Here is a 16468-nt window from a genome sequence, read left to right as displayed (position 1 = left end):
GCGCCCCCGCAAACATCTGCTTCAGACGAGCATCATCCAGGCAGGCATTGCCAATCCATTCGGCCGCGCGAACCAACGTCGAAAGGTACTCCTAGCCCCCGGCAAAGGGAGGCAGCACGTCTACTACGTCGTCGGGAGCCAGGACCGTCGAATGGTCCCGAACTGCCACCTCGTTGAGCAGGAAACTGCTGCGGGACAGAATGCGGGGCAACGGGGGAGTTCCGGCAGGAGGCTCCGGCCGCTTTACGGACAGGACGGTCTCCAGGAGGTCGGCCACGGTGGCATCCGGCGCCAGGTCGAAGCTCTCCTCCTCCTGGCCCGCAGCAGCGCGTGCGGCAGCAAAGTAGCGTACGTTCATAAGTGTCAGCCCCCGATGGCGCTCATGCTGCGGTCCGGCTGGACGAAGTCCGGAGCATCGAGTCCCACGTGGTCCATTCCGTGGGCCTTCGGCTTCAGCCACATCGCGTCCTGCCACCGCTTGGCGAGGGCTTCATCGCTGGCCCCCGACCGCAGCAGGCCCAGCAGGTCAAACTCTTCCCGGGAGAAGAGGCAGCTCATGATCTTGCCTTCGGCCGTGATCCTGGTCCTCCGGCAGTCCGAGCAGAAGGGTTCCGTGACCGAGGCGATGATCCCCACCGTGCCCAGCAGCGGACCGGACGCACCCGCGGAGCCCGCCGCCCGCCGTCGTACTTCAAAACGCTCTGCCGGGGCGCCGTCACGCGCACGCGGGTCCGGGCCCAGGACAAAATCAGAAGACAGCAGATCGCGGATCTCGGCGGCCGTAATCATGTTCCGGCGGGTCCAGCCGTGGTCGGCGTCAAGGGGCATTTGCTCGATGAAGCGCAGCTCGTACCCCCGCTCCAGCGCCCAGGCGAGCAACGACGGCGCCTCGGCGTCGTTGATGCCACGCATCAGGACGGCGTTGAGCTTTACCGGTCCCAGCCCGGCGGCCCAGGCGGCATCAACACCCGCCAGCACCTGGTTCAGGAACGGCCGTCGCGTGAGCTGGGTAAAGGTCTCCTCGTGCAGGGAGTCCAGGGAAACGTTGATGCGGGTGAGGCCTGCCGCCTTCAACGCCGCGGCTTTTTTCGCCAGGCCCACGCCGTTGGTGGTCATCGAGACAGGAAGGCTGGGATGGTTGCGGCGCAGGGCGGCGATGATCTCCACCAGGTCGTGCCGCACCAGCGGTTCGCCGCCGGTCAGGCGCAGCTCCCGCACGCCCAGTTGATTAACGCCGATCCGAACAATCCGGACGATCTCCTCCGCAGACATCACCGCCTGCTTCGAGAGCCACTCAAGCCCCTCCGCCGGCATGCAGTAGGTGCAGCGAAGGTTGCACTTGTCAGTCAAAGACAACCGCATGTCCGTGGCGCGCCTGCCGTACCGGTCAGCCAGTCCGGCCGGAGCATCAGCGGGACGGGCAGCGGGTACCGACGGCAGGGCAGCGGCTGCTTCCTCCCGGGGCTGCGGCATGCCTAGCTGGACACTCATGAATTCAGGCTACGCCACCTTGGGGCGTGCATCACACCCGTGACGGCCGAAAGGGGCAGCAGCAGAACCTGCAAACGGGACGGTCCCCCCGGTTCACCGGTCTCCCCGGTCCGAGCGGGGCCCATCAAGACCTCCCCAAGGATCGACGTGCCGCGAAAGGGCACAGTGTGCGGGCCGGAGCCGTGATCTTCGGCGGTGTCGCCTGGGCGGCCCAGAAAACGGGGGTCGGGAAGGTGGAGTTGCGCGTAAACCGCGGCAGCAGGCGGATCTGGCGCCGGACATCTCGCTGGACACCTGGTATCAACGGAAGCTGACGGTGGACATGGCTGAAGGGCAGTACGAGGTCCAGGTCCGCGCCATCGATCTCGCCGGCCGCGTCCAGGAGGAGCAGAGCCGGCCTGTGGCCCCCGACGGAGCAACAGGCCTGCACACGATTAGAGTGGACGTGCAACCCTGAAAGGCTGAACTGAAGGTGGAACCATGACCAGCCCGGAACTGCACGGAGCCTCACTGGAGAACGCGCTGCGCCGCGGCGGCGGCGGAACCGCCCCTGAAGCCAGGCACCATGCCGGACACCAGTCGCGGTCCGTTGCTGACCATGCCGCTGCCGTCGCTGGGCTCCTCCAGCCGTTGCGGTCACCCGAGCGTACTGAACTGCTGCCCCTGCAGGAAGCGCTGGGCCGCGGCCTGGTCGACGACATCCGCGCACCCATCAGCCTTCCGCCTTTCGCCAACTCGCAGATGGACGGCTATGCCATCCGTTCCGCAGACGTGCCCGACGGCGGAGCAGGGCTGCGCGTCATGCCCGCCGTTCCGGCGGGCGCCAGTCCCGCAGCACTGGAGGCCGGGATGGCTGCCCCCATCATGACCGGCGCCATGCTCCCGGAGGGGGCCGATGCCGTCGTCCCGATTGAGAGGGCTGTCCCGGACCGATTCCTGCCGCACGGCGGGCTGGGCACGGAGACGACGGTATGGTTGCCCCCGGCAACCCCCGGCACCTTTGTCCGGGACGCCGGCAGCGATGTGCGGGCCGGCGAGACAGCCCTGGCCACCGGTACCTTCCTGGGCCCCGCGCAGCTGGGGCTGCTCGCGGCGCTGGGCATCCCGGAGGTGACTGTCCACCGGGCCGTGACAGTCCTCCTCGTCACCACGGGTGACGAGGTGGTCCAGCCCGGCCAGGAGCTGCCGGCCGGAAAAATCTACGACTCCAACGGCACGCTCCTGGAAGCTGCCATGAAGCAGGCAGGGATGGAGGTCCAGCGCGCAGGAATCGCCACCGATGATCCGGAAGCACTTCGACAGCTGCTGCGAAGCGAAGGCGCGGGTGTTGACCTGATCGTCACCACCGGCGGAGTCAGCAAGGGCGCGTACGAGGTGGTCCGGCAGGCCATGGCGGACCAGCCGGTGGAGTTCCTGCACGTAGCGATGCAGCCGGGTGGTCCGCAGGGAATCGGCACCTTCGAAGGGCGCCCCTTCCTGGGCTTTCCCGGCAATCCAGTCAGCTGCCTGGTGTCCTTTGAAATGTTCCTCCGCCCCGTCCTCGCCGGCCTCTTCGGCACTCCGGTACCGCGCCTGCCACTGCGCGCGCGCCTGAGCCAGCCCCTCACCTCCCCGGAACACAAACACCAGGTCCGGCGCGGCACCCTCGGCCCGGATGGGACCGTGGCATTGCAGGGCGGGGAAAGCTCGCACCTGATGCACGCCTTGGCCGGTTCCAACGTGCTTGTCCACGTCCCGGCAGGAGTGGGCGCGCTCGCGGCGGGGGAGGAGGTGGAAGTATGGATGCTGTGAATGCAGAACAGACCCCTGCCGCACTGACGCACCTGCGCCAGGACGGCAGCGCCCAGATGGTGGATGTTTCCGCCAAGGCCGAAACCACCCGCGAGGCCACCGCCAGAGCCACCGTCCACACCACGGCAGAGGTGATGGGCATGCTTGGATCCGGCGGCCTGCCCAAGGGGGATGCCCTGGCCGTGGCGCGGGTGGCCGGAATCATGGCGGCCAAGAAGACCCCCGAGCTGATCCCGCTGTGCCACCCGCTGCCGCTGTCCAAGGTCACCGTGGACTTTGAGCTCGAAGCGGAGTCCGTGGCCATTCTCGCCACGGTCAAGACCCGCGGCGTGACCGGGGTGGAAATGGAGGCCCTCACCGCCGCTTCGGTCGCGGCGTTGAGCGTCTATGACATGATCAAGGCCGTGGACAAGCACGCCGTACTGAACGACATCAAGGTGCTGGCCAAGAGCGGTGGCAAGAGCGGGGACTGGACACTGTGACCAGCACCCATAACGCCCCCGAACCGCACCGCCACGGCGACGTCCAGGGCCGGAAGGCCGGCGTCGTGATCGCCTCCACGCGTGCCGCCGCCGGTATCTACGACGACGAAACCGGCCCCGTAATCACCGATTGGCTTACGGAACACGGTTTTGACGTCTTTCCTGCCATGGTGGTTCCCGACGGCGAGCCCGTCGGCGCAGCCCTCCGTGCGCTCCTCACCCAGCGCCCCGCCGTCGTGATTACCAGCGGCGGCACCGGCCTCAGCCCCGACGACCGCACACCGGACGTTACCCTGCCGCTCCTGGACCGCGAGATCCCGGGCATTATGGAAGCGATCCGCCGCGCCGGTGCCGCGAAGACTCCGTTGGCGGCCCTTAGCCGCGGACACGCGGGTGCTGCCGGAAAGACCTTCATCGTCAACCTGCCCGGCTCACCAAAGGGAGTCATGGACGGACTAAGCGTCCTTGACCCGGTGATCGGGCATCTTTGCGACCAGCTGGAAGGCGGACATGGGCACTGAAGCGGCATTCGAGGTAGTCAACGCCGTCCTGAGCGCGGAGCCGATCTCCGTCAACCAGGCTATCGCGGCCGTGGAAAGCGATACTGCTGGCGCGGTGGTCAGCTTCAGCGGCGTCGTGCGGAACCATGACGGCGGCAAATTGGTGGAGCGGCTCAGCTACAGCGCGCATCCCACGGCCCACCAGGTGATGTCCGACGTCGTCGCGCAGCTGGCTGCCGAACAGGCGGCAGCCAGCGGGGACGGTGGCGGAACCTCGCAGCCCGTGCGCATCTGGGCAGCCCACCGGATCGGCATGCTCGAGATCGGCGACCCCGCGCTGGTCTGCGCCGTGTCGGCCGCGCACCGCGGCCAGGCCTTCGCCGTGTGCTCCGAATTGGTGGACCGGATCAAGGAGCAGGTTCCCATTTGGAAGGAACAGTTCTTTGCCGACGGAACCGTGGAATGGGTCGGCGCGGGCGGCTGAGGCGGCCTGGCGCAATCTGATAAATAACGGACGTCCGCTGGTTTCGCGCTTCCAGGGGGAAGCGGCGCTTCCTGCGAGGTAACGCACGCTTCCCGTTTCCTGCGCGGCGCACGCCCCCCGGTAGGCTTAAAGCCATGACCGAACAACTCTCTGCTCCCTTGCCCGTCGCCGTGCTGGGCGCTAACGGGCGCATGGGCGCCGAAGCCGTGAAGGCCGTTGAAGCCGCGCCCGACATGAAGCTGGTCGCCGCCCTCGGCCGCGGCGACTCGCTGGACCAGGTGACTGCCGCCGGCGCAAAATTCGTGGTGGACCTGACCGTGCCGGAAAGCACCGAAGCAAACGTCCGCTTCGCCGTCGAAAACGGCATCCACGCCGTCGTTGGCACCACCGGCTGGGACGAAGGAAAGCTCTCGGCCCTGAGGGACCTGCTGGCAGGCCACCCGGAAACCGGAGTGCTGATCGCCCCCAACTTTGCCCTGGGCTCGGTGCTCGCCTCGGCCTTCGCTGCCAAGGCAGCCAGGTACTTCGAATCGGTGGAAATCATCGAACTGCACCACCCGGACAAGGTGGACGCGCCCTCGGGAACCGCCGTCCGTACCGCACAGCTGATCGCAGCCGAACGTGCCGCTGCACAGGTCCCGCCCGGCCCGGACGCCACCACCAGCGAACTCGCCGGTGCCCGCGGCTGCGAGGTGGACGGCATCCGGGTCCACAGCGTGCGGCTCCGCGGCCTTGTGGCCCACCAGGAAGTCCTGCTTGGCGGTGCTGGCGAGCAGCTGACCCTGCGCCACGATTCCTTCGACCGTGCCTCCTTCATGCCGGGCGTCCTTCTGGGCGTGCGCAACGTCGCCACCCACCCCGGACTGACCGTGGGGCTGGACGGCTACTTGGACCTGGGGCTCTAGGCCATGGGCGGACTGGTGGCAGCGCTCGGGAAGAACCGCACCAAGATCTGGGTAGGGGCAGTGACACTGCTCCTGGTTTTCTACCTGGTGGTGTCCTTCCAGCGGTCCATCCTCCTGCTGACGGACAGCAACCCCGCAGCAGTAGCGATCGGTGCCGCCTACCTGGTACTGCCTGTCATCGGAGCCTGGGCACTGATCCGTGAACTGATGTTCGGGGCCCGGACGGAGCAAATGGCAAAGGTCCTCGAAGCCGAGGGCGGCCTGCCCGTGGACGAACTGCCCCGCACCCCCGCGGGCCGGATTATCCGCGCGGCAGCCGACGCCGAGTTCGAGAAATACCGCGCCGAGGCGGAGGCGGCTCCGGACGATTGGCGCTCCTGGTTCCGTTTGAGCTGCGCCTACGACGCCGCAGGTGACCGCAAGCGCGCCCGCGCCTCCATGCGCGACGCCGTCAGGCTCTTCCGCGGCAAGGTTCCGGCCTAGCTAACCTTCCCTTGGTGCCGCGGCACCAAGGGAAGGGTGCGGCGCCGGGGGGCAGCGTGGTGGCGCTACCGCAGGCTCTTGACCTGGCCCCGGCCCACCTGGTTGGCGGCATGGCCCAGCCATTCCAGCGGGCCGCGCCACTTGAGCAGGACGAACACCATGCCCACCACGATGGCAGTGGCGGCCTGGGCAAAGTACATCCCGTCCTCAGTCCAGCCCGCGGGGAGCGGCTTGAGGTAGAACCCCGACACCACCCAGACGTGGACCGTGTAGAGGGAAAGGGTCATGGCGCCGGGACCACGCAGCGGCAGCAGCAGGTCCAGGTCCACCCACTCCGCCAGCCGGCCCAGCAGAAGGCAGGCGCCGATCACCGCGACCGCCACTGCAGAGGTATGCAGCAGGTCTAGGGTGGTGCCCGAATGGGGTGCGGCGGAGGCCAGCCACCACCACGATCCTTCCTGTGGAATCCCCGTGAGGTTGACCTGCAGGACGCTGTGCAGGGGGTAGCCCGGCGAGTTGAGCACCTTTTCCAGTGCAGCCCGTCCGCCCCAGTCTTCCATCGCGGCGACGCCCAGCGCTTTTGAAAGGACGGCGGCCACCGAGCCGGCCACCAGCAAAAACGCCGGCAACATCGCCTTGACCAGCATCAGCCGGCCGACGACGAGCCCCACCAGCAGGTACGACAGCCACTGGAACACCGGGTAGTAACCGGTGAAGAAGAGGTCCGCGACAAGCCGGCACGGTGTGGCGAGGTCTTCCCATGACGGGTTGTGTCCCAGCTGGAGCGGCGGTTCTGCCGCAAGGAGCCACGGGCGGAGCAGGTAGGCCAGCACGGGCGACCCAAGGATCCAGCCGCCGGCCCAGGCGAGCAGCCGTTTCAGCCCCATCCCGAGGAAAGGCAGGACACACAGGAACAGCACCCCGTAATGGACCAGGATGATGGCCAGGTTGACCTCCACCCCGCCCAAAGTAAGTCCGACGGCGGCAATCACCAAGGCACGCAGGGCCACCCCACACCGGGCCGCCGAGAGTTCCGGACCCGCCAGCGGCTTCTGCTTCCCCGTGGACAAGGCCAGCCCCACGCCCGCCAGGACGGCGAACAGGGCCGCCGCCCGTCCGGAGAACGTGAGCCCAATCCACGTAGGGGTCAGGTCGGCGTTCGACTCGAAGGTAGGGAGCAGGTGCGTGGCCATCATGCCCAGCAGAGCGATGCCGCGGGCGGCGTCGATTCCATGGAGGCGTCCCGCACCGGGCTGACTGCCGGTTGTGCGCGCTGATCTTGCCGCGTTAGGGGACGTCATGACCAGATCGTCTCACACCTGCCTGTGCCCTGGTCGTCAGGAAATCCTCCTTGTCTTCGAATATATGTTCGAATACTATTGCGGCATGAACAATCCATCGCCAGGAATTTCTGCTTCCGAGCCGGGCAGTGGCGGACTCTTGAAGGCCATGAGCCCAAGTGTCGTTGACTACCTTTTCCGCCAGTTGGTCACTGGCCGTCCGCCGGAGGATGTCCAGTGGGAACAGGAGGGTATCAGCCTCGACGCTCAGCCTGAGGGTGCCGAACTTGCGCGCCGGCTTTCCGAGACGGACATTGACGCCCTCACGCCCGTGGAGCTGTTCCACTACGTCCGGGCCGCCCAACGGCTCGCCTCGTGGGCGGAGGGGCTGCGGCAGGCAGCGGTAGGCCGCTACTGCCACCCACCCGCGGCAGCGCCCCGTCCCGCCAGCCGCCCCGCGTCCTGACTGCCGCAGCCGTCCGCGGCGCAGAGGGCTCCGGCGCCGGGGAAGTGCGACTGGCGGCGGGCGTCCTGGGGTAATTTGACGTGCATCACGCCCGCGGCATTGTCCTAACCAGCCGCGGACAGGGTAACGTTTTTTCCATGGCTGACACATCCGCGCATCTCCCTGCCCTCGGTACTCTTCTGACCGCAATGGTCACGCCGTTCACGAAGGACGGCGCAGTGGATTACGAGCAGGCGGCGGCGCTGGCGAGCAAGCTGGTCGACGACGGCTGTGACGGCCTGGTGGTCACCGGCACCACCGGCGAAACGTCCACGCTGACCGACGAGGAGAACCTCGGCATGTTCCGCGCCGTCAAGGATGCGGTGGGCGGCCGGGCAGCGGTCATCGCCGGCACGGGCACCAACGACACCGCCCACTCTGTCCACCTCTCCCAGCAGGCAGCAGCCCTCGGCGTCGACGGCCTCCTCCTGGTAACGCCTTACTACAACAAGCCCAGCCAGACAGGCGTCCGCGCACACTTCGAGACGATCGCCTCCGCCGTCGACGTCCCCGTCATGCTGTACGACATTCCCGGCCGTTCCTCCATTGCCATCGAGCCGGACACCATGATCCGGCTTGCGCAGCACCCGAACATTGTTGCGGTCAAGGACGCCAAGGCTGACTTCGTCGCCGCCACGCGTGTCATGGCCGAGACGGACCTTCTGTTCTACTCGGGCGACGACGGACTGACCCTGCCGTGGATGGCCCTCGGCGCCGTCGGCCTGGTGGGCGTCACAACGCACGTGGCCACCCGCCGCTTCCGTGAACTCATCGACGCCGTCAACGCGAACGACCTCAGCACCGCCCGGAAGATCAACTTTGAACTCCAGCCTGTAGTCCGCGCCACCATGACGCGGGTCCAGGGTGCTGTGGCGGCCAAGCAGATTCTTAAATGGCAGGAAGTCCTGCCCAACTCGATTGTCCGTTTGCCCCTCGTGGAGCCGGACGAAGCCGAGATCGAAACCATCCGCGGGGATTTGGCGGAAGGGGGGCTGGTCTTTTCCTGAGGACTAAGACCGGCACCTTCCGCCTGGAAAGTAGTGCAATATGACCCAAACCGCCCTCACCGGCCTTGTCACCCCTCCCCGCCTGCCCCAGGGCACGCTGCGGATCGTTCCGCTCGGCGGGCTGGGGGAGATCGGCCGGAACATGGCCGTGTTCGAAATCGACGGCAAGCTGCTGATCGTTGACTGCGGTGTCCTCTTCCCGGAGGAAACGCAGCCCGGCGTCGACCTGATCCTGCCCGATTTCTCCTACATCGAGGACCGCCTGGACGACGTCGTGGCCGTGGTGCTCACCCATGGCCACGAAGACCACATCGGAGCCGTTCCGTACCTGCTGCGCCGCCGCAACGACATCCCGCTGGTAGGCTCGCAGCTCACCCTTGCCCTGATCGAAGCGAAACTGCAGGAGCACCGCATCCGGCCGTACACGCTCACGGTGGAGGAAGGACAGGTGGAAAAGTTTGGCCCGTTCGAGTGCGAATTCGTGGCCGTCAACCACTCGATTCCCGACGCCCTGGCCGTGTTCGTCCGTACCGCAGGCGGCACTGTCCTGCACACGGGCGATTTCAAGATGGACCAGCTTCCGCTGGACGGGCGCATCACGGACCTCCGCCACTTCGCCAAACTCGGCGAGGAGGGCGTGGACCTCTTCATGTCCGACTCCACCAATGCGGACATCCCCGGCTTCACCACCGCGGAGAAGGAAATCGGCCCCACGCTGGAACGGCTCTTCGGCCAGGCGACCAAGCGGATCATCGTCGCTTCGTTCTCGTCCCACGTGCACCGGGTCCAGCAGGTGCTGGACGCGGCGGCCAAGCACAACCGCAAAGTGGCCTTCGTTGGCCGCTCCATGGTCCGGAACATGGCGATTGCGGAAAAGCTGGGTTATCTGGACGTCCCGCCGGGCCTGATCGTGGACATCAAGAACATCGACAACCTGCCGGACAACCGCGTGGTGCTGATGTCCACCGGTTCCCAGGGCGAGCCCATGGCCGCGCTGTCCCGGATGGCCAACGGCGACCACCGTGTGGTGGTGGGCGAAGGTGACACCGTCATCCTGGCCTCGAGCCTGATCCCAGGCAACGAGAACGCTGTCTTCCGGATCATCAACGGACTGCTCAAGCTCGGCGCCGACGTCATCCACAAGGGCAATGCCAAGGTCCACGTTTCCGGCCACGCCGCCGCCGGTGAACTGCTGTACTGCTACAACATCCTGGAGCCGCTCAACGCCATGCCGGTGCACGGGGAAACCCGCCACCTGATCGCCAACGGAAAAATTGCCATCGAGTCCGGCGTGCCGGAGGCGAGCGTCATCCTCGCCGACAACGGCACAGTCATCGACCTCAAGGACCACCGCGCTGACGTGGTGGGACAGGTTGAAGTCGGCTTCATCTATGTGGATGGTTCCAGCGTGGGCGAGATCACTGACGCCGACCTCAAGGACCGCCGCATCCTGGGCGACGAAGGCTTCATCTCGATCATCACCGTCATTCACCGCGCCACCGGCAAGGTGGTCTCCGGGCCCGAGATCCACGCCCGGGGCGTGGCCGAAGACGACTCCGTGTTCGACGACATCATCCCCAAGATCAATGCCGCTCTGGAGGAGGCTGTCCTGAACCACGCGGACCATACCAGCCACCAGCTCCAGCAGGTGGTCCGCCGCGTGGTGGGCACCTGGGTCAACCGCAAGCTGCGACGCAGGCCCATGATCATTCCCGTGGTGCTCGAGGCCTGACGGCCATCCAAGACAAGGGGCCGGCATTCCTGTACCAGCGGGGATGCCGGCCCCAGCCCATTAAGAGCGGGAACCAGGGCCCGCAGGGCCCCAAATCCCCGGAAAACCAGCCGAACTCCGGTAGCGTTGCCAACATGGCCACACGTACTACTTCCGCGCCCAATGGATCCAGCAGGGGCAGTGCCGGCAGCAAGACCGGCCGCTCCTCCGGACGCGGTTCAGGCTCCACGGCCGCTAAAACTGGACGAGCCGGCGGCTCGTCCAGCACTGCCCGCACCCGCCAGCTTCCCGCCGTCGAACACCACCAGCCGTGGCTGCTGCGCGTGGTGGGCGGGGCATGGCTGGGCCTCGGCCACCTGGTGGGCGGAGGAGTGCGGCGGATCGGCCACGACGTCAGCGACCTGCCCGCCGACGAGCGCCGTGACGGCGCGGCGCTGTTCAACCTTGCCCTCGGCATCTTCATCGCCACCTTTGCCTGGTGGGGCCTTACCGGCTGGTTCCCGGACGCCGTCTATGCCGTAGTCAACGGCACCTTCGGCTGGGTCTCGTTGCTGCTTCCCCTGATGCTGTTTGCGTGCGCCTTCCGGCTCTTCCGCCAGCCCGCAGACGGCCGCGGCAACAACCGGGTGGGCATCGGTTTCCTCATCATGACGTTCGCCGGCTGCGGGCTGGCCCACGTCCTGGGTGGGCAACCCACCGTCGCCCAGGGCTTCGACGGGCTCCGGCAGGCGGGCGGCATGCTGGGGTTTCTTGCCGCATCGCCGTTGGCCGCCATCCACCCGGCAGTTCCGCTCGTCCTGTACTCCCTGCTGGCCTTCGTTTCACTGCTGATCATCACCGCCACCCCGTTCACCGCGATTCCGCGCCGGCTGCGCGCTGCCTACGAGCACCTGATGGGCCTCGACCTGATGGATGAGCAGGACCGGAACACCCACGACCGCAGCTACCTGGAGCGGACGGCGCAGGCCCCGGCCAAGAGCACGCCGAAGAAAAAGAAGCGCCGCCTGTTCGGCAGGGACGAGGAGGAGGGCGACGCCGGCCTGGACGGCTACGTGGGCGACGAAGCCTTCGAGCACGCAGTGATCGACGACGAAGAACCGCAGCAGCCGCGCCCCGCGCCGGGCGTGCGCCGCCCCACCCAGGCCGAGATCGCCGTCGAAAAGATCAAAGCGGCCCAGGGCCTGGCTGCCGCTTCCTCCCCGGCTGCTTCAGGCGCGGAAAATGCAACCGAAGCCATTCCCATGATCACCCCCGGGGTGGCTGCAGCCGCGGCCAAGCCTGCCGCCCCACCCACCGTGCCCTCCAATCCTGTGGCGCCCGCACCGCCGCCCGTGCCCATCCCGCAGCGCACCGAGCAGCTGTCGCTCGCCGGCGACGTCACCTACACGCTGCCTGCCTCGGACTACCTCACCCCCGGCTCCATCCCCAAGGAGCGCACCGAAGCCAATGACGCCGTCGTCGCCGCCCTGACGGACACCCTCCAGCAGTTCAATGTCGACGCCACCGTGACCGGCTTCAGCCGCGGTCCCACCGTCACGCGGTACGAGATCGAACTGGCGCCGGGCACCAAGGTGGAACGCGTCACGGCACTGTCCAAGAACATCTCCTACGCGGTGGCTTCCAGCGACGTCCGCATCCTGAGCCCCATCCCGGGCAAGTCGGCCATCGGCATCGAGATCCCCAACACGGACCGCGAGACTGTGTCCCTGGGCGACGTCCTCCGCAGCCAGAACGCCCGGCGGACGGACCACCCCATGGTGATGGGCGTGGGCAAGGACGTGGAGGGCGGCTACGTGGTGGCCAACCTCGCCAAGATGCCCCACCTGCTGGTGGCCGGCGCCACGGGCGCCGGTAAGTCCTCCTTCGTGAACTCGATGATCACGTCCATCCTGATGCGGGCCACCCCGGACGAAGTGCGCATGGTGATGGTGGACCCCAAGCGTGTGGAACTGACTGCCTATGAGGGCGTCCCGCACCTCATCACCCCCATCATCACTAATCCCAAGAAGGCGGCGGAAGCCCTGCAGTGGGTGGTGCGGGAGATGGACGCCCGCTATGACGACCTCGCCAATTACGGCTTCAAGCACATCGACGACTTCAACAAGGCCGTGCGGGCCGGCAAGGTCCAGCCGCCGCCGGACTCGAAGCGCGTCATCCGGCCGTACCCCTACCTGCTGGTGATCGTGGACGAGCTAGCCGACCTCATGATGGTGGCGCCGCGGGACGTGGAAGACTCGATTGTCCGCATCACCCAGCTGGCCCGTGCGGCAGGCATCCACCTGGTCCTGGCTACGCAGCGCCCGTCCGTGGATGTTGTCACCGGACTGATCAAGGCAAACGTGCCCTCCCGCATGGCCTTTGCCACGTCCTCCGTTACCGACTCCCGCGTGGTCCTGGACCAGCCGGGCGCCGAGAAGCTCATTGGCCAGGGTGACGCGCTGTTCCTGCCGATGGGCGCATCCAAGGCCATGCGTGTCCAGGGCGCATGGGTTACTGAATCCGAGATCCACAAAGTGGTGGAGCACGTCAAGACACAGCTCCAGGCCGTCTACCGTGACGACGTCGCTCCCGAAGCGGAAAAGAAGCAGATCGACGACGACATCGGGGACGACCTCGAGGTGCTGCTGCAAGCCACGGAGCTCGTGGTCACCACGCAGTTCGGATCCACCTCCATGCTCCAGCGCAAACTGCGGGTCGGCTTCGCGAAGGCTGGGCGGCTCATGGACCTGCTGGAGTCCAGGGGAGTGGTGGGTCCGTCCGAGGGTTCGAAGGCCCGCGACGTGCTGGTCAAGCCCGACGACCTTGCACCGGTCCTGGCGGCCATGAAGGGCCAGGAGCCCCCCGCCGCGCCGGACGCCCAGACGGCCGCACTGAGCGACAACGCCAACGCCAACATCGCCCAGGGCGGCTACGCCGAGGACCTGGTCGCTGCCGACCTCGACAAGCGCAAGCAAAACGTCGAATATTACGACGGCTCGGATTCCGCGCCTGGCGGCTATGATGACGACGACGGCTCCGAGGACGCCTGGTCCCTCACCGGCCGCTAGCCCAGAGACTGTAGCCTAGAAACGTGACTAGCACCGATGCCACCGCGGCCGGCCCAGGCCGTGCCGGGGTCTGGAACCTTCCCAATATCCTGACCATGATCCGCATCGCGCTGGTGCCGTTCTTCGTGTGGTTCCTGATCGCCGATGCTCCCGGGCTGGAGAGCGAGTCCGGACCCTGGCGCTGGGCAGCCGTGGTGGCCTTCGCCGTTGCCATCTACACCGACAAGCTCGACGGAGACATCGCCAGGAGCCGGAACCTCGTCACGGATTTCGGCAAGATCGCCGACCCCATAGCGGACAAGCTCCTCACCGGCTCCGCGCTGGTGATGCTGTCGGTACTGGGCGAGCTGCCCTGGTGGATGACCCTGGTGATCCTGGTCCGGGAATGGGGCATTACCGGGCTGCGTTTCTTCGTGATCCGCTACGGGGTGATCCCGGCTTCGCGCGGCGGCAAGCTAAAGACTGTAGTGCAGACTGCCGCGATCTTCCTCTACCTCCTGCCACTGGCGGCGTTCGCCCCATGGCTGGCGTGGGTGGCGTTTGCCGTGATGCTTGCTGCGGTGGTCATCACCGTCTGGACCGGCGTCGACTACGTTGTTGAGGCGATGCGCCTGCGGGCCAAGGGAAAGCTGCAGGCAAAGGCCGGCAATGGACAGGAGCAGGCGTGAGCAACCAGCACCATTTTTCTCTGCACCAGCTGTCTGAACAGGCGGTGCGGAAAGCCCTGGAGCTTCGGCGGACCGTAGCGACGGCGGAATCCCTGACCGCCGGCATGGTGTCCGCAGTCCTGGCCGATACGCCGGGCGCCTCCGGGATGCTGCAGGGCGGCGTGGTGGCTTACCAGAACTCGGTGAAAGCGAACCTGCTGAAGGTCTCCCAGGAGCTGCTGGCCGACGTCGGATCCGTTGACGGCGGAGTGGCCGCCGCCATGGCCGCAGGCGCCCGCACGGCCCTGGGCGCTGATATCGGCGTGGCCACAACGGGAGTGGCCGGGCCGGAAGCGCACGACGGCAAGCCGGTGGGAACTGTGTACATCGGCATCGCCACGGCGGCGGGAACAAATGGCTTCCAGTACCTGTTTTCAGGAGGCAGGGCAGAAATCCGCGCGCAGGCCTGCGGAGCGGCCCTGGAAAGGCTTCTCGAAGTCCTGTCCGCATGACGCTGGCCGGACTATGTTACCGGGCGTAAAGTTGACGGGAACAAAAGCCGGTACCGATTAGTTATTACATTGTGTCGCTTCCGGAGAGTGGAGGCGCCTAGGATGAAATCACCACGACGGTTCGCTTCACGGCGGACCTGACCTATGAGGGAGCAAGGCGATACAGATGGTAAAACAGCCCGTATCCGTAAACGGCGTTGTCCGCTGGAAGGATGTGGGCCTCGCCGATCAGGGTAAGAGCGAACAGAAGGAGCGCAAGATGGTTGTACTTCGTCACGAAATTGGTGATGTCCTGCGCGATGTCCGCCAGCGCCAGGGGCGTACGCTCCGTGAAGTTTCGCACAGCGCCCGTGTCTCCCTGGGTTACCTCAGTGAAGTGGAGCGCGGCCAGAAGGAGGCGTCGTCCGAGCTTCTGTCCTCGATTTGCTCGGCACTGGATGTTCCGTTGTCCAGCATGCTTCGCGAAGTGAGCGACCGGGTGGCAGTGGCGGAAGGCGTTGCGGTTCCGGACACCGTTCCCCAGGAATTCTCCCAGCGTTACGGCCGTGACCTTGAGCGCGACCTGAACACTGACCTCAACGACGAACTTTCCACCGGCCTTCTCTCCGGCGCCCGGTAGCGGTTACGCCGAAGGGCAAGGCAGGGGAACACCCACCAAAAGCTGATCAGACTGAAGCCCCTGGCAACCCGCCGGGGGCTTCAGCATGCCTACTGCTGCGTGCCGTCCGGGTTAGCCACCAAGCCATCCCTCGGGAACCCGTCACGCTCGTAGGTAGCGTTGAGCTTGGCCATGTACCGCGCGAGTTCCTGCAGGTCCTCCACCGGCCATTCGCCCAGCCGTTCGCGGAAGACCTGCCGCCGGGCATCCTGGACCTGATGCATCTTCTCTTCCCCCTTGGGCGTCAGGCGGATTGCCTGTGCCCTTCCGTCCAGCGGGTCGGCCTCCTTGGACACGAGCCCGAGGCTTTCGAGGAAAGCGATCTGCCGGCTGACGGACGGTTTCCCCACGCCGATGTTCATGGCGAGATCAGTGAGGCGAATGGGTCCCTCCCGGCGGATCACTGCCAGCAGGCCATAGGCTGCCGGCTCCATATCCGGATGGACCTGCCGGGAGAGCTGGTTGGAAACTGCCCGTGCGCGCCGCCAAAAAAGGCTGATCTGGTGTTCCACGTTCTGCACGGCTGCGTCCACGTCCGCTTCGTCCGGGCGGCCTTCCACGGAGGGGGCATCAGGGGAGTTGCTCATGGCAACAATTCTAGGACGTGCGTTCGTGAGAGAATTTTCTGGTGCGAATCAGCGACTATTGGCGACTCATGGACGACGAGTTTGGTGCCGGGTACTCGCGGGTCCTCAGCAGCAGCCTTGTTCTTGCCGGAGTGGGCGGACGCACCGCAGACCAGGCGCTTGCTGCCGGCGTCGAGCCGCGCAAGGTGTGGCTGGCTGTTTGCGACGTGCAGGATGTACCCCCTGAGCGCAGGCTTGGCCGGGACATCAAGCCCCGCACGGACTAGCCGGATTCCCCGGACACGCCGCGCTCCTGTTCGAATACCTGTTCGGGTAAAGCTATGCTTTTCCCAGCGGGTTATCCACATAACCGCCGTC

The 16468-nt window shown here is 66.5% G+C and carries 18 protein-coding genes and 1 pseudogene; 15 read left to right on the top strand and 4 right to left on the bottom strand.

Features of this window, described 5'->3' with window-relative positions:
* Positions 1–91: 91 nt before the first annotated feature.
* Positions 92–358 (bottom strand): MoaD/ThiS family protein, encoded by a 267-nt coding sequence (locus FDW84_RS17590; RefSeq protein WP_138610781.1) that lies wholly within the window; start codon positions 356–358, stop codon positions 92–94.
* Positions 359–363: 5 nt separating this feature from the next.
* Positions 364–1491: a GTP 3',8-cyclase MoaA gene (gene moaA, locus FDW84_RS17585; RefSeq protein ID WP_171046828.1), complete on the bottom strand. Its 1128-nt coding sequence runs from the start codon at positions 1489–1491 to the stop codon at positions 364–366.
* Between the two features lie 117 nt (positions 1492–1608).
* Here moaA and FDW84_RS19840 point away from each other — a divergent pair.
* The 7 genes and pseudogenes from FDW84_RS19840 to FDW84_RS17550 form a co-directional block, all read left to right on the top strand.
* Positions 1609–1948 (top strand): annotated as a pseudogene (locus FDW84_RS19840) (oxidoreductase); the annotation flags it as partial.
* 23 nt (positions 1949–1971) lie between these two features.
* Positions 1972–3282 (top strand): molybdopterin molybdotransferase MoeA, encoded by a 1311-nt coding sequence (gene glp / locus FDW84_RS17575; protein ID WP_138610780.1) that lies wholly within the window; start codon positions 1972–1974, stop codon positions 3280–3282.
* On the top strand, positions 3270–3764 hold the full coding sequence (moaC, locus tag FDW84_RS17570) for a cyclic pyranopterin monophosphate synthase MoaC (RefSeq protein WP_138610779.1): 495 nt from the start codon (positions 3270–3272) through the stop codon (positions 3762–3764). Before glp ends, moaC begins: the two co-directional genes overlap by 13 nt.
* Entirely contained in the window at positions 3761–4285 is a 525-nt protein-coding gene (locus tag FDW84_RS17565) for a MogA/MoaB family molybdenum cofactor biosynthesis protein (RefSeq protein WP_138610778.1), read from the top strand. Before moaC ends, FDW84_RS17565 begins: the two co-directional genes overlap by 4 nt.
* Positions 4275–4748, top strand: coding sequence for a molybdenum cofactor biosynthesis protein MoaE (locus tag FDW84_RS17560; protein WP_138610777.1), 474 nt, complete (start codon positions 4275–4277; stop codon positions 4746–4748). Before FDW84_RS17565 ends, FDW84_RS17560 begins: the two co-directional genes overlap by 11 nt.
* A gap of 134 nt (positions 4749–4882) precedes the next feature.
* A complete protein-coding gene (dapB, locus tag FDW84_RS17555; RefSeq protein WP_138610776.1) occupies positions 4883–5653 on the top strand; it encodes a 4-hydroxy-tetrahydrodipicolinate reductase in 771 nt (256 codons plus the stop codon).
* Positions 5654–5656: 3 nt separating this feature from the next.
* Positions 5657–6136, top strand: a complete 480-nt coding sequence (locus FDW84_RS17550; RefSeq protein ID WP_138610775.1) for a hypothetical protein — start codon at positions 5657–5659, stop codon at positions 6134–6136.
* 65 nt (positions 6137–6201) lie between these two features.
* On the opposite strand, the gene FDW84_RS17545 is transcribed toward FDW84_RS17550, so the two are convergent.
* Positions 6202–7437 carry a heparan-alpha-glucosaminide N-acetyltransferase domain-containing protein gene (locus FDW84_RS17545; protein WP_138610774.1) on the bottom strand — a complete coding sequence of 412 codons (1236 nt, stop codon included), beginning with the start codon at positions 7435–7437 and terminating at the stop codon, positions 6202–6204.
* 85 nt (positions 7438–7522) lie between these two features.
* On the opposite strand from FDW84_RS17545, the gene FDW84_RS17540 reads away from it, so the two are divergent.
* From FDW84_RS17540 to FDW84_RS17510, 7 genes are all read left to right on the top strand, one after another.
* Positions 7523–7882, top strand: a complete 360-nt coding sequence (locus tag FDW84_RS17540) for a hypothetical protein (RefSeq protein WP_371419185.1) — start codon at positions 7523–7525, stop codon at positions 7880–7882.
* Positions 7883–8019: 137 nt separating this feature from the next.
* Positions 8020–8928, top strand: a complete 909-nt coding sequence (gene dapA, locus FDW84_RS17535; protein ID WP_138610772.1) for a 4-hydroxy-tetrahydrodipicolinate synthase — start codon at positions 8020–8022, stop codon at positions 8926–8928.
* Between the two features lie 40 nt (positions 8929–8968).
* Positions 8969–10660 carry a ribonuclease J gene (locus FDW84_RS17530; RefSeq protein ID WP_138610771.1) on the top strand — a complete coding sequence of 564 codons (1692 nt, stop codon included), beginning with the start codon at positions 8969–8971 and terminating at the stop codon, positions 10658–10660.
* A 134-nt stretch (positions 10661–10794) separates the two neighbouring features.
* Positions 10795–13707, top strand: a complete 2913-nt coding sequence (locus FDW84_RS17525) for an FtsK/SpoIIIE family DNA translocase (protein WP_138610770.1) — start codon at positions 10795–10797, stop codon at positions 13705–13707.
* A 23-nt stretch (positions 13708–13730) separates the two neighbouring features.
* Positions 13731–14375, top strand: a complete 645-nt coding sequence (gene pgsA / locus FDW84_RS17520; RefSeq protein WP_138133255.1) for a CDP-diacylglycerol--glycerol-3-phosphate 3-phosphatidyltransferase — start codon at positions 13731–13733, stop codon at positions 14373–14375.
* The gene (locus tag FDW84_RS17515) at positions 14372–14866 is read left to right on the top strand and encodes a CinA family protein (RefSeq protein ID WP_138610769.1); all 495 of its coding nucleotides are present in this window, start codon (positions 14372–14374) and stop codon (positions 14864–14866) included. Before pgsA ends, FDW84_RS17515 begins: the two co-directional genes overlap by 4 nt.
* Positions 14867–15032: 166 nt before the next feature.
* Positions 15033–15485, top strand: coding sequence for a helix-turn-helix domain-containing protein (locus FDW84_RS17510; RefSeq protein ID WP_138610768.1), 453 nt, complete (start codon positions 15033–15035; stop codon positions 15483–15485).
* An 89-nt stretch (positions 15486–15574) separates the two neighbouring features.
* On the opposite strand, the gene FDW84_RS17505 is transcribed toward FDW84_RS17510, so the two are convergent.
* On the bottom strand, positions 15575–16111 hold the full coding sequence (locus FDW84_RS17505; RefSeq protein ID WP_138610767.1) for a MarR family winged helix-turn-helix transcriptional regulator: 537 nt from the start codon (positions 16109–16111) through the stop codon (positions 15575–15577).
* 41 nt (positions 16112–16152) lie between these two features.
* On the opposite strand from FDW84_RS17505, the gene FDW84_RS17500 reads away from it, so the two are divergent.
* Positions 16153–16377: a DUF3046 domain-containing protein gene (locus FDW84_RS17500; RefSeq protein ID WP_138610766.1), complete on the top strand. Its 225-nt coding sequence runs from the start codon at positions 16153–16155 to the stop codon at positions 16375–16377.
* The last annotated feature ends 91 nt before the right edge of the window (positions 16378–16468 follow it).

Origin of the sequence: Pseudarthrobacter sp. NamE5, from assembly GCF_005796225.1 — a bacterium.
Classification (GTDB): domain Bacteria; phylum Actinomycetota; class Actinomycetes; order Actinomycetales; family Micrococcaceae; genus Arthrobacter.
This window is presented reverse-complemented; position numbering and strand designations above follow the sequence as displayed.